The organism is Ideonella benzenivorans (assembly GCF_020387415.1).
Lineage (GTDB): Bacteria > Pseudomonadota > Gammaproteobacteria > Burkholderiales > Burkholderiaceae_C > Ideonella > Ideonella benzenivorans.
In genome coordinates this window covers 121189-139589 of the sequence record NZ_JAGWCB010000008.1, presented here as the reverse complement: position 1 = coordinate 139589, position 18401 = coordinate 121189, and the positions used below count along the sequence as shown (strand labels likewise).

The 18401-nt window shown below is 67.4% G+C and carries 16 protein-coding genes and 5 tRNA genes; all 21 read right to left on the bottom strand.

What is annotated here, in order from left to right:
- Positions 1–24 precede the first annotated feature (24 nt).
- The 21 genes from KGA65_RS06360 to KGA65_RS21220 all read right to left on the bottom strand — a co-directional run bounded on the left by KGA65_RS06360 (position 25) and on the right by KGA65_RS21220 (position 18400).
- A tRNA-Glu gene (locus KGA65_RS06360) sits at positions 25–100 on the bottom strand.
- A 25-nt stretch (positions 101–125) separates the two neighbouring features.
- Positions 126–201 (bottom strand) — tRNA-Ala (locus tag KGA65_RS06355).
- A gap of 69 nt (positions 202–270) precedes the next feature.
- Positions 271–347 (bottom strand) — tRNA-Asp (locus KGA65_RS06350).
- A 67-nt stretch (positions 348–414) separates the two neighbouring features.
- A tRNA-Glu gene (locus KGA65_RS06345) sits at positions 415–490 on the bottom strand.
- A gap of 31 nt (positions 491–521) precedes the next feature.
- A tRNA-Ala gene (locus KGA65_RS06340) sits at positions 522–597 on the bottom strand.
- Positions 598–682: 85 nt separating this feature from the next.
- The gene (gene gltX, locus KGA65_RS06335; RefSeq protein WP_225862310.1) at positions 683–2077 is read right to left on the bottom strand and encodes a glutamate--tRNA ligase; all 1395 of its coding nucleotides are present in this window, start codon (positions 2075–2077) and stop codon (positions 683–685) included.
- A gap of 8 nt (positions 2078–2085) precedes the next feature.
- Complete coding sequence (locus tag KGA65_RS06330; protein ID WP_225862309.1) at positions 2086–3315, bottom strand: O-succinylhomoserine sulfhydrylase; 1230 nt, start codon at positions 3313–3315, stop codon at positions 2086–2088.
- On the bottom strand, positions 3312–4835 hold the full coding sequence (purF, locus tag KGA65_RS06325; RefSeq protein WP_225862308.1) for an amidophosphoribosyltransferase: 1524 nt from the start codon (positions 4833–4835) through the stop codon (positions 3312–3314). Before purF ends, KGA65_RS06330 begins: the two co-directional genes overlap by 4 nt.
- Positions 4836–4848: 13 nt before the next feature.
- Positions 4849–5382 carry a CvpA family protein gene (locus tag KGA65_RS06320; protein WP_225862307.1) on the bottom strand — a complete coding sequence of 178 codons (534 nt, stop codon included), beginning with the start codon at positions 5380–5382 and terminating at the stop codon, positions 4849–4851.
- A 7-nt stretch (positions 5383–5389) separates the two neighbouring features.
- Positions 5390–6361 carry an SPOR domain-containing protein gene (locus KGA65_RS06315; protein WP_225862306.1) on the bottom strand — a complete coding sequence of 324 codons (972 nt, stop codon included), beginning with the start codon at positions 6359–6361 and terminating at the stop codon, positions 5390–5392.
- Positions 6362–6436: 75 nt separating this feature from the next.
- Complete coding sequence (gene folC, locus KGA65_RS06310) at positions 6437–7729, bottom strand: bifunctional tetrahydrofolate synthase/dihydrofolate synthase (RefSeq protein WP_225862305.1); 1293 nt, start codon at positions 7727–7729, stop codon at positions 6437–6439.
- A gap of 74 nt (positions 7730–7803) precedes the next feature.
- Positions 7804–8676 carry an acetyl-CoA carboxylase, carboxyltransferase subunit beta gene (accD, locus tag KGA65_RS06305; protein ID WP_225862304.1) on the bottom strand — a complete coding sequence of 291 codons (873 nt, stop codon included), beginning with the start codon at positions 8674–8676 and terminating at the stop codon, positions 7804–7806.
- Positions 8677–8707: 31 nt separating this feature from the next.
- Positions 8708–9520, bottom strand: a complete 813-nt coding sequence (gene trpA / locus KGA65_RS06300; protein WP_225862303.1) for a tryptophan synthase subunit alpha — start codon at positions 9518–9520, stop codon at positions 8708–8710.
- On the bottom strand, positions 9517–10728 hold the full coding sequence (gene trpB, locus KGA65_RS06295) for a tryptophan synthase subunit beta (RefSeq protein WP_225862302.1): 1212 nt from the start codon (positions 10726–10728) through the stop codon (positions 9517–9519). The genes trpA and trpB overlap by 4 nt, the downstream gene beginning before the upstream one ends.
- Positions 10729–10748: 20 nt before the next feature.
- Positions 10749–11408: a phosphoribosylanthranilate isomerase gene (locus tag KGA65_RS06290; RefSeq protein WP_225862301.1), complete on the bottom strand. Its 660-nt coding sequence runs from the start codon at positions 11406–11408 to the stop codon at positions 10749–10751.
- A gap of 18 nt (positions 11409–11426) precedes the next feature.
- A complete protein-coding gene (gene truA / locus KGA65_RS06285) occupies positions 11427–12266 on the bottom strand; it encodes a tRNA pseudouridine(38-40) synthase TruA (protein ID WP_225862300.1) in 840 nt (279 codons plus the stop codon).
- Complete coding sequence (locus KGA65_RS06280) at positions 12253–14844, bottom strand: FimV/HubP family polar landmark protein (RefSeq protein WP_225862299.1); 2592 nt, start codon at positions 14842–14844, stop codon at positions 12253–12255. Before KGA65_RS06280 ends, truA begins: the two co-directional genes overlap by 14 nt.
- Before the next feature lie 404 nt (positions 14845–15248).
- Positions 15249–16376, bottom strand: coding sequence for an aspartate-semialdehyde dehydrogenase (asd, locus tag KGA65_RS06275; RefSeq protein WP_225862298.1), 1128 nt, complete (start codon positions 16374–16376; stop codon positions 15249–15251).
- 96 nt (positions 16377–16472) lie between these two features.
- Positions 16473–17564, bottom strand: a complete 1092-nt coding sequence (leuB, locus tag KGA65_RS06270) for a 3-isopropylmalate dehydrogenase (RefSeq protein ID WP_225862647.1) — start codon at positions 17562–17564, stop codon at positions 16473–16475.
- Between the two features lie 40 nt (positions 17565–17604).
- The gene (gene leuD, locus KGA65_RS06265) at positions 17605–18255 is read right to left on the bottom strand and encodes a 3-isopropylmalate dehydratase small subunit (protein WP_225862297.1); all 651 of its coding nucleotides are present in this window, start codon (positions 18253–18255) and stop codon (positions 17605–17607) included.
- Between the two features lies 1 nt (position 18256).
- A complete protein-coding gene (locus KGA65_RS21220; RefSeq protein ID WP_445666953.1) occupies positions 18257–18400 on the bottom strand; it encodes a hypothetical protein in 144 nt (47 codons plus the stop codon).
- Position 18401 lies beyond the last annotated feature (1 nt).

Below are 18401 nucleotides of genomic sequence, written 5' to 3'. Positions count from 1 at the left end.
GTCAGCCACCTGACCAGTCCAAACTGGTACGCCCTAGGGGATTCGAACCCCTGTACCAACCGTGAAAGGGTTGTGTCCTAGGCCTCTAGACGAAGGGCGCAAGGTCCGTTGCCGTCATCGCCGGATGGTGGAGGTAAGCGGGATCGAACCGCTGACCTCTTGCATGCCATGCAAGCGCTCTCCCAGCTGAGCTATACCCCCAACGGGTCGATGACAACATCGAATCTGAAACGCCTGCGGGAATTGCTTCCAGCAGGCGCTGCTGTTCGGTGGCGGAGTGGACGGGACTCGAACCCGCGACCCCCGGCGTGACAGGCCGGTATTCTAACCAACTGAACTACCACTCCGCAGTGGTGCTGAACTTCAAGCTGCGTTGCCGACAGCTCCAGGCTTCAACGAACCTGACCAGTGAACTGGTACGCCCTAGGGGATTCGAACCCCTGTACCAACCGTGAAAGGGTTGTGTCCTAGGCCTCTAGACGAAGGGCGCCAAGAACCTGCTTTAACGACGCCACCGGTGTTGGTGGAGGTAAGCGGGATCGAACCGCTGACCTCTTGCATGCCATGCAAGCGCTCTCCCAGCTGAGCTATACCCCCTCTTCGCGCCACTCCCGAAACGCTTCAGGAGCATTGCTGAATTCGGTTTCGCCGTTCAAGCAAGACTGAAAGTATATGCGCAATTTCAAAAAGATTGCAAGCGTTCGATGACAGTTGCGCGATCGAACAACGACAACACAGCATCCACCGACGGCGTTTGCGCCCGCCCGCACACCAGCACCCGCACCGGAATGGCCAGTTGCGGCATCTTCAGACCGTGCTCGTGGATGGTGTCCTTGATGGCCTGGTTGATCGCCGTCTTCTCCCACGCCACCTCGGCCAGCCGGGCCGCCAACGCGGCCAGCGCCGGCTTCACCGCCTCGGTCAGGTGGTGGGCACGGTCCTCTTCAGAGGCGGCCACCGGCCCGAAGTACATCGCCAGCCAGTCGGCCAGGTCCACGGTCGTCGTGCAACGGTCCTTGAACAGCGCCGTCATCGCAGGGCTCACCTGGCCATCCTCGACCACCAGACCCTTGCGGCGCAGCTGCCCGGCCGCCAGACCCGCCAGCCGCGCATCGTCGGCGTGCTTCATGTACTGGGCATTGACCCAGGCCAGCTTGGCCGCGTCCCACTGGGCCGGGCTCTTGGACAGGTGCTCGCCATCGAACCAGGCCACCAGCTGCTCACGGGTGAACAGCTCGTCGTCCCCATGGCTCCAGCCCAGACGGGCCAGGTAGTTCAGCATCGCCTCGGGCAGGTAGCCCATTTCCTCGTAGGCGGTCACGCTGACGGCACCGCGGCGCTTGGACAGCTTCAGGCCGTCGTCGCCGAGGATCACCGGCACATGGCCGAACTGCGGCAGCGGCGCGCCCAGGGCACGGAAGATGTTGATCTGCCAGGGCGTGTTGTTGACGTGCTCGTCGCCCCGGAACACATGGGTGATGTCCATGTCCCAGTCGTCGACCACCACGGCGAAGTTGTAGGTTGGCACCCCGTCCGGGCGCACGATGATCAGGTCGTCGATCTCACGGTTGCTGATCGAGATCGGGCCCTTGACCAGGTCGTTCCAGGTGACGTCGCCATCGGCCGGGTTGCGGAAGCGGATCACCGGCTTCACCCCGTCCGGGATCGGCGGCAGCACCTTGCCCGGCTCGGGGCGCCAGCGGCCGTCATAGCCGGTCTTTTCGCCGCGGGCCTTCTGGGCCTCGCGCATGGCGTCCAGCTCCTCGGGCGTGCAATAGCAGCGGTAGGCCTTGCCGTCGGCCACCAGCTGCTCGGCGATCGCCTGGTAACGCTCCAGGCGCTGCATCTGGTAGAACGGGCCCTCGTCATAGTCCAGGCCCAGCCACTGCATCGCTTCCAGGATCTGCTCGACCGAGGCCTGGGTCGAACGGGCGACGTCAGTGTCTTCGATGCGCAGCACGAACTCGCCGCCAAAGTGGCGCGCGAAGGCCCACGAGAACAGGGCCGTGCGGGCAGTGCCCAGGTGGAGGAAGCCCGTCGGCGACGGGGCGATGCGGGTACGGATCTTCTGAGTCATGGAAAGCTTCAAATCGTGTCGAGGCCGCGCGCCAGGTCGGTCGTGATGTCGGGCACGTCGTCCAGGCCGACCGCCAGGCGGATCAGGCCCTGACCAATGCCGGCGGCTTGCCGCTGGGCCTCGGTGAGGCGGCCATGCGAGGTGGTCGCCGGGTGGCTGATGGTGGTCTTGGTGTCACCCAGGTTGGTCGTGCGCGAGCACACTCGGGCCGCGTCCAGCACGGCAAAGGCGTTCTGGCGCAACTGCTCAGGGCTGTCGCCCTTGACCTCGAAGGACACCACGGCCGCGCCCAGGCCGGACTGCTGCTTCATCGCCAGCGCATGCTGCGGGTGCGACGGCAGCCCTGGGTAGTACACCCGCGCCACGGCCGGCTGGGCTTCCAGCCATTGGGCCACGGCCAGCGCATTGGCGCTTTGGGCCTTCATGCGCACCACCAGGGTCTCCATGCCCTTGAGCACCACCCAGGCGTTGAAGGGCGAGAGCGTCAGGCCGGCCGAGCGCTGCACCGGCAGCAGCTTGGCATGCAGCAACTCTTCGGGCCCGCAGACGGCTCCGGCGATCACCCGCCCCTGCCCGTCCAGGTACTTGGTGCCGGAGTGGATGATGAAGTCCGCCCCCCACTTGGCGGGCTGTTGCAGCGCCGGCGAGCAGAAGCAGTTGTCCACCGCGAGCCACGCCCCGGCGCCATGGGCCAGCTCGGCCAGTGCGGCGATGTCGCAGACCTCGGTCAGCGGATTGGTCGGCGATTCGGCAAACAGCAGGCGCGTGGTGGGCCGCAGCGCGGCGCGCCACTCGGCCACATCGGTCTGCGAGACAAAGGTCGACTCGACGCCAAAACGGCCGAAGATGTCGCCCAGCAACTTGATCGTTGAGCCGAACACGCTGCGCGAGCAGACCACATGGTCCCCCGCCTTCAGCAGGCCCATCGCCAGCAGCGTGATGGCGCCCATGCCGCTGCTGGTGGCCATGCAGCCGGTCGTGCCTTCCAGCGCCGCCAGACGGCGTTCCATCATCATCACCGTCGGGTTGGTGAAGCGGCTGTAGGTGAAGGCCTCTTCCTCGTCGGCGAAGCGGCGCGCCGCCGTGGCCGCATCCGGGTAGACGAAGCTGCTGGTCAGGTACAGCGCCTCGGAGTTCTCACCCCACTGCGACGGCGGCAGACCCTCGCGCAAGGCCCGGGTGGACAGACCCACTCCCTCGGGCAGCTCGACATGGGGCAGACGTTTCTTCTCGCTCATTGCGCACTTTCTCCGCTTTGCAGGGCCAGGCGGGTGCGTGCCGGTCCTTCTTCTTCTTCGGGCTGGGAGGCGCGCTGCGCCTTCATCGTCGCGAAATCTTCCACCGACACATCACCGGTGACGTAGTGGCCATCAAAGCACGAGGCCTCGAAGCCCCGGAGCGACGGATTGAGCGCATGCACCACGCGCTTCATCGCATCCACATCCTGGTAGATCAGCGCATCGGCGCCGATGAACTGGCGGATCTCCTCAATCGTGCGACCGTGGGCCACCAGTTCTTCCTGCGTCGGCATGTCGATGCCGTAGACGTTCGGATAGCGCACCGGCGGCGCGGCCGAGGCCATGTAGACCTTGTTGGCACCGGCCTCCCGGGCCATCTGCACGATCTCCTTGGACGTGGTGCCCCGCACGATCGAATCGTCCACCAGCAGCACGTTGCGCCCCTTGAACTCCACGCCGATGGCGTTGAGCTTCTGGCGCACGCTTTTCTTGCGCACCGACTGACCCGGCATGATGAAGGTACGGCCCACGTAGCGGTTCTTCACGAAACCCTCGCGGTAGGGCTTGCCGATCTTCTGGGCCAGTTGCATCGCCGACGGACGGCTGGATTCCGGGATGGGAATCACCACGTCGATCTCGGAGGGTGGCATCGTCGAGATCAGGCGCTGCGCCAGCGTCTCGCCCATGTTCAGGCGGGCCTGGTAGACCGAGACGCCGTCCATCACCGAGTCGGGACGGGCCAGGTAGACGAACTCGAACATGCAGGGGTTGAGCGTCGGGTTCTCCGCACACTGGCGGGCGTGGATCTGGCCCTGCATGTCGACGAAGATGGCCTCGCCCGGCGCCACGTCGCGCAGGATCTTGTGGCCTGTGCCCTCCAGCGTGACCGACTCGCTGGCCACCATCACCTCCTGGCCTTCGGGGGTGTCGATGGTGCCCAGGCACAGCGGGCGGATGCCGAACGGGTCGCGGAAGGCCAGCAGGCCGTAGCCGGCGATCAGCGCGATCACCGCGTACGAGCCCTTGATGCGCTTGTGCACCCCCTCGACCGCTTTGAACACCTGCTCGGGCGTCAGCGGCAGGTCACGGGCTTTCTGTTCCAACTCGTGCGCCAGGATGTTGATCAGCACCTCGGTGTCGCTCTCGGTGTTGATGTGGCGGCGGTCGATGTCGAACAGCTCCGTCTTCAGTGCGTGGGCATTGGTCAGGTTGCCGTTGTGCACCAGCACGATGCCGAACGGAGCATTGACGTAGAAGGGCTGCGCCTCTTCCTCGCTGTAGGCATTGCCGGCGGTCGGGTACCGCACCTGCCCCAGGCCGACATTGCCCGGCAGCGCCCGCATGTTGCGGGTGCGGAAGACGTCACGCACCATGCCGCGAGCCTTGTGCATGTAGCACTTGGTGTCCTGCATGGTGACGATACCGGCCGCATCCTGGCCGCGGTGCTGCAGCAGCAGCAGTGCGTCGTAGATGAGTTGGTTGACCGGCTGGTTGGAAATCACGCCGACGATGCCGCACATGGGGAGGATCCGTTCAAGAGGAGGAAAGATTCAGAAAGTGCGCCGCGGGCGAAGCCGCCTGCGACGGTTGGGGCAGCCAGGGTTCGACCGCCTGGTGCAGGACCAGGGTCCAGCCCACCACCCGGGAGGCACGCCAGCCATCCGAGCCGGCCAGGGGGGTCCAGCCCACCACCGTGACCAGCACCAGCAGCAGCAGCACTCCGCGCAGCAGCCCGAAGCCCCCGCCCAGCACCCGGTCCGGCACGGTCAGCGGCGTGGCGGTGATCAGCAGCTTGACGAGGCGGCTCGCCAGACCCCAGGCCAGCAGCGTGACCGCAAAGGCCAGCAGGAAACCGCCCCCGAGGCGCAGCGCACCGCCCTCCTCGCCCAGCGGCACCCAGTGCCCAGCGGCCTCGGCCCCGTGGCTGGCCACCCACCAGGCCACCACCCAGCCGGCCAGCGACATCACCTCGAAGACCAGCCCCCGCCAGAGGCCGACCGCGACGGACAGCAGCACCAGCACCAACAGCACCGCATCCAGCGGGGACAGGCTGTTCGTCAGCGTCATGCCAGCCTCAGAGCTTGAGCACCGCCGCCTGCAGGCCGGCCGACTTGATCCGCGCAGCCGCCTTGTCGGCATCGGCCTTGGTGGCGAACGGCCCCACCCGCACCCGGATGCGCCGCCCGCTGGCAGATTCGATCACCTGGGTGTAGGTGGACAGGCCCAGCAGCTCGACCTTGCCACGCGCATCACGGGCGCTGTTGGCTTCGGCGAAGGCGCCGATCTGGACGACGAAACGCCCCTCGTCCGACTGGGTGTCCGGGGTTTTGACGTCTGCCGTCTTGGCATTGCTCGGCGCATCGGCCTTGGCCGGCACCGGCTTGCTGTCGGTCTTGGCACCCTTGCTGTCTGTCGCCTTGACGTCCTTGGCGGTCTTGGTCTCGGTGGTCTTGCTGTCTTTGACCGGCTTCAGATCGGCGCTCTTGCCATCCGTGCCCTTCGCGTCCTTGGCCTTGCTGTCCTTGGCCTCCTTGCCGGCATGGGGCGCCTTGCTGTCAGCCGGTTTCGGTTCCGCAGCAGCCTTGTCCTTGTGGGCCGTTGCCTCGGCCTTCTTCGGCGGGGTCTCCGGGGCCACCATCGGTGCCTTCACTGGCGCAGGTGGCAGCACAACAGGTGCCGGCGGCGCAGATGGATGCACGGTCGGCTCCACCACCTCCTGTGGCACCTCGCTGGGTGAAGGTTCGGTGGGGGCAGGTACCGCAGCCGAGGCGGGAGCCGGCACCGGCTTGGCCGCCGCCTGCAGCGGCGCAGCCGCCTCCCGGGAAGGAATCTCGATCGGGATGTCGACAGGAATCGGCCGCGGCTGGGTCTCGAACAGCAGGGGAAAGCCGATGATGCCGGCCACCAGCAGCAGCGTGACGCCGATCAGACGGCGGCGCGCCTTCAGGCGGGCCTCACGCACCTGCTCGACAGGGTCGACGGCGCCTCCGCGCGGGGCGGCAGACGGGTCGGTGCGGCGAATCTTGAACTTGGAGAGCAATCCCATGCGTGGCAGCTGCGTGCGTTCGGGCAGACGGGGCTGGGGTGGAGCAGTCAGATCCTCACGCGCGACGGCTGGCCGTCACGCCTGGTGCGGTGCGCCGAGTCGGGGCAGCCCCGCCTTCAGCACGCCGCCCACGGTGTAGAACGAGCCGAAGACCACAATTCTATCAGCCGGGTCTGCCGCCTTCAGGGCCGAGGCCAGGGCCTCGGCGGGCGCCTCGTGACATTGGGCCGGCGGCGCGCTGGGCGCGGCCTCCGCCACGATGGCCGCCAGCTCCTGTGCCGTGGCGGCCCGGGGCAGCGGCAGATCCGTCACATGCCACACGTCCACCAGGGGCGCCATCCGGGCCACCAGGCTGTGCAGGTCCTTGTCGTGCATGGCCCCCAACACCGCGATGGTGCGCGGGAAGAAGCCCATCTGGTCCAGATTCAGCGCCAGCGCCCCCACGGACTGGGCGTTGTGCGCGACATCAAGCACCAGCGCAGGCTGGCCCGGCACGATCTGGAAACGCCCAGGCAACTCAACCGTGGCCAGGCCGACGCGCACGGCCTGGGCCGTCACCGGCACCCGGTCACGCAAGGCTTCCAGGGCCGCCAGAGCCCCTGCCGCATTGAGCAACTGGTTGGCCCCCCGCAGCGCCGGGTAGGACAGCGCGTGGTAGCGCCGCCCTCGCCCGCTCCAGGACCACTGCTGGCGGTCGCCCTGCTGGTTGAAATCTCGCCCGGCCAGCCAAAGATCCGCGCCCAGGGCTTCACCGGCAGCGATCACACTGGCGGGCGGCACCGGGTCCGCGATGATGGCGGGCCGGCCGGCGCGCAGGATGCCGGCCTTCTCCCGACCAATGCTCTCGCGGTCCGGCCCCAGGTATTCGACGTGGTCAATGTCCACGCTGGTGATCACGCTGCAATCGGCGTCAAAGGCATTGACGGCGTCCAGTCGGCCGCCCATGCCCACCTCCAGGATCACCAGATCCAGCTGGGCGGCCGCCAGTGCCCGGGCAATCGCCAGCAAGGTGAATTCAAAATAGGTCAGCGTGATGTCGCCGCGGGCCGCTTCCACGGCCGCGAAATGGGGCACCAACGCCTCGGCGGCGATCTGCTCGCCATTGATGCGGCAGCGCTCCTCGAAGTGCACCAGATGCGGCTTGCTGTAGAGCCCCACCCGCCAGCCCGCCGCCCGGGCAACGCTGTCGATCATGGCGCAGGTGGAGCCCTTGCCATTGGTGCCCGCCACGGCGATCACCGGGCAGTCGAAGTGCAGACCCAGACGCTCCTTGACCGCCTTCACGCGGTCCAGCGTCATGTCGATGGTCTTGGGGTGCAGGCGCTCGCAGTGGGCGAGCCAGTCGTCGAGAGTAGCAGGCAGGGACACGTCAGGGACTCTTCAAATGCAACGCCCCGGGCCGCTGCGCGCGGACCGGGGCGCATCGAAAGGCGACAGGATACTCAGGCGACGGCGTCGGCGCTCTGGCGCTGCAACATGGCCAGTTGCTGAGCAATGGTTTGGCGCAGTTGCCGGCGGTCGACGATCATGTCGATCGCGCCCTTGGTGACCAGGAACTCGGCGCGCTGGAAGCCCTCCGGCAGCTTCTCGCGCACGGTGTTCTCGATCACGCGCGGGCCGGCAAAGCCGATCAAGGCCTTGGGCTCGGCGATCACCACGTCGCCCACAAAGGCAAAGCTGGCCGAGACCCCGCCCATGGTCGGGTCGGTCAGCACGCTGATGTAGGGCAACTTGGCCTTGGCCAGGTAGGTCAGCGCCGCATTGGTCTTGGCCATCTGCATCAGGCTCAGCAGGCCTTCCTGCATGCGGGCACCACCGCTGGCGGCAAAGCTGATGAAGGGCACCTTCTGCTCGATGGCGGCCTCCACGCCGCGCACGAAGCGCTCGCCCACGACCGAGCCCATCGAGCCGCCCAGGAAGTCGAACTCGAAGCAGGCCGTGACCACCGGCACGCTCATCACGGCGCCACCCATCACGATCAGGGCATCGGTCTCCCCGGTGGATTCGAGCGCCGCCTTCAGCCGGTCCGGGTACTTCTTGCTGTCCTTGAACTTCAGGGCATCGATCGGCAGCACTTCCTGACCGATCTCGTAACGGCCCTCGGCATCCAGAAAGGCATCCAGACGCGCCCGTGCCCCGATGCGGTGGTGGTGGCTGCACTTGGGGCAGACGTTCTGGTTGCCTTCCAGGTCGGTCTTGTAGAGCACCGACTCGCAGGAGGGGCACTTGATCCACAGGCCTTCCGGGACCGAGCGGCGTTCGCTCGGGTCAGTGTGCTGGATTTTCGGTGGCAGCAGTTTTTCAAGCCAGCTCATGGATCAAGGCTCCTTTCAAAACGACGCGCGTTTATAGCGCATCCAGTGCATGGCGGATATCCCGCACGAAAGCCGTCGCAACGGCAGGCACGCGGTCCGCAGACTCGTGTTCAATCAGCTGAATCAGGCGCGACCCGATGACCACGCCGTCCGACACCCGGCCCACGGCCTGGGCCGAAGCGGCATCCCGGATGCCGAAGCCCACGCCCACCGGCACCTTGACATGCCGGCGGATGCGCGGCACGGCCTCGGCCACCGCGGCGGTGTCGAGGTTCCCGGCCCCCGTCACGCCCTTGAGCGAGACGTAGTAGACATAACCGGTGGCGATCTGGCCGACCTGGGCCATGCGGGCCTCGGTCGAGGTGGGCGCCAGCAGGAAAATCAGGTCCAGGCCCTGTGCCTTTAGCTTGGCCGCGAATTCGGCGCATTCCTCGGGCGGGTAGTCCACGATCAGCACGCCATCGACCCCGGCTGCGGCGGCGTCCTTCACAAAGGCGTCGGCGCCGTGCTTCTGGTCGTAGCGCTCCACCGGGTTGGCATAGCCCATCAGCACGACGGGCGTGGTGGCATCCTTCTGGCGAAAGCTGCGGACCATGTCCAGCACCTGCACCATGCCGATGCCCTTGGCCAGCGCACGCTCGGCGGCCTTCTGGATCACCGGGCCGTCGGCCATCGGGTCCGAGAAGGGCACGCCCAACTCGATCACGTCAGCGCCGCCGGCGGCCAGGGCATGCATCAACTCCACGGTCCCATCGGCGAACGGGTCGCCCGCACAGATGTAGGGAATCAGCGCCTTGCGCCCGGACGCGCCGAGCTTCTCGAAGGTGATGGCAATGCGGCTCATGCGATGCCCTCCAGGCCCGCCAGCTTCGCGACGGTGTTGATGTCCTTGTCGCCCCGGCCGGAGAGGTTGACCAGCACATGCTGGTCCGGTCGCATGGTGGCGGCCAGCTTCATGGCGTAGGCCACGGCGTGGCTGGATTCCAGCGCCGGGATGATGCCTTCGGTGCGGCACAGACGGTGGAAGGCGGTCAGCGCCTCGTCGTCGGTGCAGCCCACATATTCGGCCCGGCCGATGTCGTGCAGATAAGCGTGTTCGGGGCCGACGCCGGGATAGTCCAGGCCGGCCGAGACCGAGTGCGTCTCGATGATCTGGCCATTGTCGTCCTGCATCAGATAGGTGCGGTTGCCGTGCAGCACACCCGGCGTACCGGCAGAGATGCTGGCCGCGTGCTTGCCGCTCTCCAGGCCCAGCCCCGCCGCCTCGACACCAATCAGGCGCACGTTCTCATACGGGATGTAGGGGTAGAAGATGCCCATGGCATTGCTGCCACCGCCCACCGCCGCCACGACGACATCGGGCTGGCGGTCGCCGCCCAGCATCTCAGGCATCTGCACCAGACACTCATCGCCGATGATGCGCTGGAAGTCGCGCACCATCGCCGGGTACGGGGCCGGGCCGGCCACCGTGCCGATGATGTAGAAGGTGTTCTCGACGTTGGTGACCCAGTCGCGCAGCGCCTCGTTGAGCGCGTCCTTCAGCGTCTTGCTGCCGCTCTCCACCGGCACCACCTTGGCGCCCAGCAGGTGCATGCGGTAGACATTGGGGCTCTGGCGCTTGACGTCTTCGGAGCCCATGTAGACCACGCACTCCATGCCGTAGCGGGCGCAGACGGTGGCCGTGGCCACGCCGTGCTGGCCGGCACCGGTTTCGGCGATGACGCGCGGCTTGCCCATGCGGCGGGCCAGCAGGGCCTGGCCGATGGTGTTGTTCACCTTGTGGGCGCCGGTGTGGTTCAGGTCCTCACGCTTGAGGTAGATCTGCGCGCCCCCCACCTCGCGCGACAGGCGCGCGGCGTGGTAGATCGGGCTGGGCCGGCCGACGAAGTGCTTGAGCTCGTAGGCGTACTCGCGCTGGAACTCCGGGTCCTGACGATAGTGCTCGTAGGCAGCCTGCAACTCGTCGAGCGCATGGGTCAGCGTCTCGGAAACGAAGCGGCCGCCATACGGCCCGAAGTGGCCCGACGCATCGGGCTGGTGGTACTCGAACATGGTCAAAGAATCCTTGGCAATCAGGTGAGTGCATCGGCGATGCGGGCATCGGCCTCGCGCACCGCCTCGCAGAACCGGCGCATCAGCCCGGCATCCTTGATGCCCTTGGCCGCTTCCACGCCGCTGCTGACGTCAACGGCCCAGGGCCGGACGTGCATCACCCCATCGATCACGTTTGCAGGATTCAACCCACCAGACAAAACGACCGGAGAGGGAACGTTGGCGGGAATGAGCGACCAATCAAATGCCTTTCCACCGCCCCCGTAGCCGTCGACATGGGCATCCAGCAGCAATCCGCTGGCACGGGGGTAGAGAGCGGCGAAGTTTAACAAATCGAATCCGGGCGCCATCCGCGCCGCACGCAGGTAAGGCCGGCCGGCGCGGTCACAGTCCCCAGGCGCCTCATCGCCGTGGAACTGCAGCAAGGCCTGGGGCACCGCCGCCACACCCTGAGCGATCTCCTCGTCCGTCGCATTCACGAACAGCAGCACCGGGGTGACGAATGGCGGCAGCAGACGGGCCAGCACGCCGGCCCGCTCGGCAGTGACGGCCCGCGGGCTGCGTGGGTAGAGCACGAAGCCGATGGCGTCGGCGCCGGCGGCCACCGCGGCTGCGACATCCGCCTCGCGGGTCAGGCCGCAGATCTTGATGCGGGTCGGGGTTCCAGCAGCAGGACGCATGTCAGTGTTTGGGCAGGTTCAAGGCAGCCAGTCCATCGCGGGCGTGTGCCGCGGCAGATCCAGTTCCGCATCGTAATTCGGCCCCAGAAAGTAAAGCCCGTCTGGCGCAAAGGTGGGTGCCGCGGCGTCGCGGGATCGGGCCGCCAGCACCTCGGCCATCCAGCCAGGCGGCCGGGTGCCGGTGCCGATGGCCACCAGACAGCCCATCAGGTTGCGCACCATGTGGTGCAAAAAGGCCACCGCCTCGAACTCGAAGCGCCAGTAGGCCCCGCGCCGCTCGATGCCGATCCGGTCCATGCGCTTGACGGGCGACAGCGCCTGACATTCGGCCGAGCGGAAGGAACTGAAGTCGTGCTCGCCGATCAGGCTGGCCGCTGCGGCCCGCATCGCCTCGCCGTCCAGGGGACGGAACACCCAGCCCACCCCGCCCCGCTCGATGGCGGGACGCACCGGGGACTCCAGCACCAGGTAGCAGTAGCGCCGCCCTCGGGCGCTGTTGCGGGCATGGAAGCTCCTGGGAACCTCCTGGGCCCACTGCACCGCGATGTCCGACGGCAGATAGCGGTTGGTGCCGCGCACCCAGGAAAACGGCTCCCGGTGCAGCGGCGTGTCCAGGTGCACCACCTGGTTGAGGCCGTGCACCCCGGTGTCGGTGCGCCCGGCGCACACGGTCTGCACTGGCATGGCCGCGAACCGCGACAAGGCCTTTTCCAGATGATCCTGCACTGTGCGGCCACTGGGCTGGCTCTGCCAGCCGTGGTAGGCATCGCCCCGGTAGGCGACGCCCAGGGCGATGCGCCGCGCCGCCGGGCCGGCGTGCGGTGGCACGCCAGCCACTGCGGTATCAGCCAAGCTCATCCAGCATGGCCTGCGCCTTGCTGCGCAGCGGTTCGGCGGCCTTGCTGACCACCTCCTCCAGCAGATCCCGCGCCCCTTCCACATCGCCGATCCGACGGAACTCATCCGCCAGTTCGACCTTGCGCTGCAGCGGATCCGACTGGTCGCCTTCCAGGTCGAAAGCGATCGAATCGGTGAAGTCTGCCTCGGTCTCGCCCGCGGCCGGCTGGGCCGGTGCCGGCGCGGCGTCCGGCAGGTCCAGCGAAGGCGGCGAGGCCGTGGTCACCTCGTCCGAGGCAGCGGCCGGTGCGGCGCCCCCCAGGTCCAGCGACAGATCCCCGAAATCGAAATCCATGGCCTTGCTGTCGCTCACCGCTTCCACCTCCGGCTGCGGCAGGGCTTCCTCTTCGGTCGCGGGCGCCACGGCCAACGCAGGCTCTTCCGGCATGGCCTCGAAAGAAGGCAGCGCGCCGAGGTCATCGGCCAGGGACAGATCAGCGGCCGGCTCAGGTGCCGTCTCGGCCAGCCCATGCGGCTCCAGCGAAGGCAGATCGGGCAGTTCCCCCGAGGCGGTCGCCAGCGGCTGTGTGCTCTCCAGGCCGGTCAGCTTGGACGCCGATTCCAGATCGATGTCCAGATCCAGCGGCGGCAGCACCGAAGGCTGGGTGTCCTGGACGTCCGCAGACGACGCCACCGGGGCGGCCGGCAAGGCCGCTGCCAGCGAGGCGGCGAACGGCGCGGGTTCGGGATCCCCCCGCAGATCGGGCGGCGGCTCGGACGAGGTGTCGATGTCGACTTCGGTGATCGGCCCCACCTGGGCGTACAGCGGGTTGGCCGGGTCCACCTGGCGGCCCAGTTCCTTGGCCTTCTCCCATTCTTCGCCCACACCGCCGACCATCTCTTGCACTTGGCGCGCCTGGATCTCGAAGCTCTTGGGATCGGCCCGCTTGGCGTAGACCTCCAGCAGCTTGACACGGATGGCCACGCGGCCCGGATCAGCCCGCAGTGCTTCCTTCAGGATCTCTTCGGCCTGCAGGTCGCGGCCATAGGCCAGGTACACATCGGCCTCGGCCACCGGATCCACGTCACCGATGGCGTCCAGCTGGCTCAGCGAATAGCTCAGCGAGGAGGACGAGCTGTTGGCTCCGTCGCGGGTGTCCACCCGCTGCCCGCCGCTGACGCCGAAGAAGGAGTCCGGCTGCATCTTGCTCTCGACGAACGAGGTTTCGCTGCCACCACTCTGCTTGCGACGCCGCAGCAGCCGGGTCACCCCCAGCCCCGCCAGCAGCGCCACGATGCTGATGCCCGCGACCGGCACGATCGGGTTGTCCATCAGCGAGGCCAGGAAGCCTTCCTCCTGCACCGGGGCCGGGGGGGCCACCGGCGGCGCCTTGCGCTTGGCGGGCGTCGAGGCCGGCAGCGACGCGGTCTGCGCCACGGCAGAGGCGACGCTGGACGGCATCGAAGCGGCGGCACTGGCCGGCGCCACGGCGCTGGGCGCCACCGCCGCCGAGGCTGGCGTCGACGCCGTGTTGGCGGCCACCGCCACCCCCGGCTTCTGCGGCGCAGAGGCGCCGCCCCCGGCCACCGCCGTCCCGGCCGAGAGCTTCTTCAGCTCCTCGACATTGCGCGACAACTCCGCCACGCGCGCCTCGGCGGCCTTGCGTTCGGTGTCCTTGGACACCTTGGCCTCTGCGCCGGGTTTGACGGCCGAACGGGACAGGGTCAACTGGTCGGCCGTGGCCGAGGCCGCTGCCTTGCGGTCCTGCACCGCCGCCTCGACCTTGCCACTGGCCTGACGCTCCGGCTCGGCCGACTTGACGGCCGGCGCCCCCTGGGCAAGCCGCTGGCGGAAGGCTGCGAAATCGGCACTCTGGGCCTGGATGACCTGGCGCGCCTCTTCGCGCGAAATGCCGCCCGCCGTCTGCGCGTCGGGCAAGGCCAGCGTGGCCCCCGCCTTCAGGCGGTTCATGTTCTTGCCGGCGAAGGCCTGCGGGTTGCCGCGGTACAGGCTGACCAGCATCTGGTCCAGCGACACGCCAGACGGGGTGTGCCGGCCCGCGATCGACGACAAGGTATCGCCGTTGCGCACACGGTAGGACTCGCCGCCACCGGTCTCGGACTTGGGCGCCGCCGCGGGAGCACGCTCCGGGGCCGGCCGCGGCGCCGCTGCCACGGGCTTGGGTGCCGGCTCGGCCCCCGCCCGGGACGGCGCCGGCGCACGGCTGGGAACGGGCGACAGCACCGTGGACGTCGAGGGCGCCGGCGGCGCCGAAGGTGACCTGGTGACCGGCGGGTCGATCAGCAAGGTGTAGGAGCGCTGCAGGCGCCCACCCGACCAGTTGAGGTTCAGGATCAGGTCGACGAAAGGCTCGGACACCGCCCGCGAGCCGACGATCCGGATGACGGCGCGGCCATCGCTGCGCTTTTGCAGCGAGGCCTCCGCACCACTCAGGGCGGGGTTGAAATCCACCCCGGCGGCCCGGAAGGCCTCCGGAGAAGCGATCGCGCTGTGCAGCGTCGCAGCTTCCTCGGGCGTCAGGTTGCTGACGTCGATCTCGGCACGCAGGTTCTCACCCAAGGCCGATTGAACCGTCATGCGCCCCAGACTGAAGGCCAAGGCCGAGGTATGGCAAAGCAGCAGAGCCGCCGCGCCAACGGCGCTGAGCAGATAGCCGCGGACAGGGAGAGTGGAATTCTTCAAAGCGTCTCCGAAATCGCAATCCGTCAAAGCTGTGAGGAGACTTGACCTCAACGACGTGGGCAGGCCGACCACAGCGCCACAGGCAGCAGCAGGCGGCAGGAAAACCGCAATGTATCAAGCATATAGCTTGCCAAACTCATCTAATCCCTAAGCAGGCCTGACTTTCCGCTCCCCGTCGCATTTCGTAACAGGCAAAGAAACGGGCGTTGCCCTGCGGCAACGCCCGATCCAACCCAGTCGAAGGATCGAAGCACCGACGCCAGCCTATCCGGCCCGGTCGGTCTCCGAAGCGATCGACATCAAGCTTCCAGCAGGATGCGCAGCATGCGGCGCAGCGGTTCGGCCGCCCCCCACAGGAGCTGGTCGCCGATGGTGAAGGCGCCCACGTACTCCGGGCCCATCGCCATCTTGCGGATGCGGCCCACGGGAATCGTGAGCGTGCCGGTGGTGGCCACTGGCGTCAGGTCCTTCATGGTGGCTTCCCGGGTGTTGGGCACCACCTTCACCCACGCGTTGTCGGCGGCGATCATGGCTTCCAGGTCAGCCACCGGCACGTCCTTCTTGAGTTTGAAGGTCAGGGCCTGGCTGTGGCAGCGCATGGCCCCCACGCGCACGCAGAAGCCGTCCACCGGCACCGCGGCGGTGCCGAAACCCTCGCCCTGGCCGAGGATCTTGTTGGTCTCGGCCATGCCCTTCCACTCTTCGCGGCTGACGCCGTTGCCCAGGTCCTTGTCGATCCAGGGAATCAGCGAACCGCCCAGCGGCACGCCGAAGTTGGCGGTTTCAGCGGCCGACAGGCTGCGCTGCCTGGCGATGACCTTGCGGTCGATCTCGAGGATGGCGCTCTTGGGGTCGTCCAGCAGGGCCTTGACCTCGGCGTTCAGCGTGCCGAACTGGGTCAGCAGTTCGCGCATGTGCTGGGCACCGCCACCGGAGGCGGCCTGGTAGGTCTGGGTGGACATCCACTCGACCAGGCCGGCCTTGTAGAGCGCGCCCACCCCCATCAGCATGCAGGAGACGGTGCAATTGCCGCCGATCCAGTTCTTGCCGCCCTTGGCGATCGAATCCTTGATCACCGGCAGGTTGACCGGGTCCAGGACGATGATGGCGTCGTCCTTCATGCGCAGCGTCGAGGCGGCGTCGATCCAGTGACCGGCCCAGCCCGCGGCGCGCAGCTTGGGGAAGACCTCGGTGGTGTAGTCGCCGCCCTGGCAGGTGACGATGATGTCGCAGCGCTTGAGCGCGTCGATGTCGAAGGCGTCCTGCAGCTTGGTTTCGTTCTTGGCCTGGGCCGGGGCCTGGCCGCCGGCGTTGGAGGTCGAGAAGAACAGGGGTTCGAAGTGGGCGAAGTCGTTCTCCGCCTGCATGCGGTCCATCAGGACCGAGCCGACCATGCCGCGCCAGCCGACCAAACCTACGAGTGCCATTTCCAGTTTCCTTGTGAAGCGTGTTGTCCCGGACCCCTGACTCCCCCGGCTCGTTCGCCGGGGTCCAGGGTGTGGGGGCGAGACGAAACCGAGCTGTCAGCTCTTGGTAATGGTTTTGCCGGTGATCGCGGCCACGACCGCATCACCCATCTCACGCGTGCCCACCTTCTGGGTGCCCTCGCTCCAGATGTCCACGGTGCGATAGCCCGCGGCCAGCACAGCGCGCACAGCCGACTCGATCCGGTCGGCGGCCTCAGGCTGTTGGAGGGAAAAACGGAGCATCATGGCAGCGGACAGAATTGTAGCCAAAGGGTTGGCAATCCCCTTGCCGGCAATGTCCGGCGCACTGCCATGGCTGGGTTCGTACAGGCCGCGGTTCTCGGCATTGAGCGAGGCTGAGGGCAGCATGCCGATGGAGCCGGTCAGCATCGCGGCCTCGTCCGAGAGGATGTCGCCGAACATGTTGCCGGTCACCACCACGTCGAACTTCTTGGGCGCGCGCACCAGTTGCATGGCCGCGTTGTCCACGTACATGTGCTCGAGCTCGACGTCCGGGTAGTCCTTGTGGACCTCGGTGACCACGTCCTTCCAGAACTGGAAGGTCTCCAGCACATTGGCCTTGTCGACGCTGGTGACCTTCTTGCCACGCTTGCGGGCGGCCTGGAAGGCGACGTGGGCGATGCGCTCGATCTCCGGGCGCGAGTAGCGCATGGTGTCGAAGGCCTCTTCGGCGCCGGGGAAGTGCCCGTCCACCGCGGTGCGGCGGCCGCGCGGCTGCCCGAAGTAGATGTCGCCGGTCAGCTCGCGGATGATCAGGATGTCCAGGCCGGCCACCAGCTCGGGCTTGAGGCTCGAGGCGTGGGTCAGCTGCTCGTAGCACAGGGCCGGGCGGAAGTTGGCGAACAGGCCCAGGTGCTTGCGCAGGCCCAGGATGGCCTGCTCGGGACGCAGCGGGCGGTCCAGGGTGTCGTACTTCCAGTCGCCCACCGCGCCGAACAGGATGGCGTCGGCCGACTCGGCCAGGGCCAGCGTGCTCTCGGGCAGCGGGTGGCCGTGGGCCTCGTAGGCGGCACCGCCCACCTTGGCCTCTTCCATCTCGAAGGGCAGGTCCAGCACCTTCAGGACCTTGATGGCCTCGGCGACGATTTCGGTGCCGATGCCGTCACCCGGCAACACGGCGATCTTCATGCTCATGGGAATTCCTTGGGGGTTCTTCGGTTCAGTGCGCTCAGCCCGGCAGGCGGTGGTTCAGCCAGGGCATCTTGGCCAGGCGCTCGGCCTCGTAGGCCTTGATCTTGTCGGCGTGGCGCAAGGTCAGGCCGATGTCGTCAAAGCCGTTGACCAGACAGTACTTGCGGAAGGGCTGGACCTCGAAGGGCAGCTCCGTGCCATCGGCCTTCACCACCACCTGGCGCGGCAGGTCAATGGTCAGCTGGTAGCCCGGGAAGGCCGCCACCTCGTCGAACAGGCGGGCGATCTGCGACGCCGGCAGCACGATGGGCAGCACGCCGTTCTTGAAGCAGTTGTTGAAGAAGATGTCGGCAAAGCTGGGCGCCAGGATGGCACGAAAGCCATACTGCTGCAGCGCCCAGGGCGCGTGCTCGCGGCTGGAACCGCAGCCGAAGTTGGCCCGAGCCAGCAGCACCGAAGCGCCCTGGTAGCGCGGCTGGTTCAGCACGAAATCCGGGTTCGGCTTGCGCGTGGACGGGTCCTGCCCCGGCTCGCCGTGGTCCAGGTAGCGCCACTCGTCGAACAGGTTGGGACCGAAACCAGTCCGCTTGATCGACTTCAGGAATTGCTTGGGGATGATCGCGTCGGTGTCGACGTTCTCGCGGTCCATCGGGGCCACCAGGCCCTTGTGCACGGTGAATTGGTCCATGTCAGTGCCTCACTTCTTCTTGGCCGCGCCTTCGATGCTCTCGCCGGCCTTCTGGATGTCCTTGCCCATGCCCTCGCATGGTGTTGCAGGCGGTCAGCAGCACCACCGACAGACCAGCCAGCACGAACAGCAGCTTCTTGATCACG

Coding starts and splice junctions, on each gene's coding strand:
- gltX (WP_225862310.1), bottom strand. CDS start 2,077: ATGACTCAGAAGATCCGTACCCGCATCGCCCCGTCGCCGACGGGCTTC.
- trpA (WP_225862303.1), bottom strand. CDS start 9,520: ATGAGCCGCATTGCCATCACCTTCGAGAAGCTCGGCGCGTCCGGGCGC.
- asd (WP_225862298.1), bottom strand. CDS start 16,376: ATGGCACTCGTAGGTTTGGTCGGCTGGCGCGGCATGGTCGGCTCGGTC.
- KGA65_RS06315 (WP_225862306.1), bottom strand. CDS start 6,361: ATGGGATTGCTCTCCAAGTTCAAGATTCGCCGCACCGACCCGTCTGCC.
- purF (WP_225862308.1), bottom strand. CDS start 4,835: ATGTGCGGCATCGTCGGCGTGATTTCCAACCAGCCGGTCAACCAACTC.
- trpB (WP_225862302.1), bottom strand. CDS start 10,728: ATGTTCGAGTACCACCAGCCCGATGCGTCGGGCCACTTCGGGCCGTAT.
- accD (WP_225862304.1), bottom strand. CDS start 8,676: ATGAGCTGGCTTGAAAAACTGCTGCCACCGAAAATCCAGCACACTGAC.
- KGA65_RS06290 (WP_225862301.1), bottom strand. CDS start 11,408: ATGCGTCCTGCTGCTGGAACCCCGACCCGCATCAAGATCTGCGGCCTG.
- leuB (WP_225862647.1), bottom strand. CDS start 17,564: ATGAAGATCGCCGTGTTGCCGGGTGACGGCATCGGCACCGAAATCGTC.
- KGA65_RS06320 (WP_225862307.1), bottom strand. CDS start 5,382: ATGACGCTGACGAACAGCCTGTCCCCGCTGGATGCGGTGCTGTTGGTG.
- leuD (WP_225862297.1), bottom strand. CDS start 18,255: ATGGACCAATTCACCGTGCACAAGGGCCTGGTGGCCCCGATGGACCGC.
- KGA65_RS06280 (WP_225862299.1), bottom strand. CDS start 14,844: ATGACGGTTCAATCGGCCTTGGGTGAGAACCTGCGTGCCGAGATCGAC.
- KGA65_RS06330 (WP_225862309.1), bottom strand. CDS start 3,315: ATGAGCGAGAAGAAACGTCTGCCCCATGTCGAGCTGCCCGAGGGAGTG.
- truA (WP_225862300.1), bottom strand. CDS start 12,266: ATGAGCTTGGCTGATACCGCAGTGGCTGGCGTGCCACCGCACGCCGGC.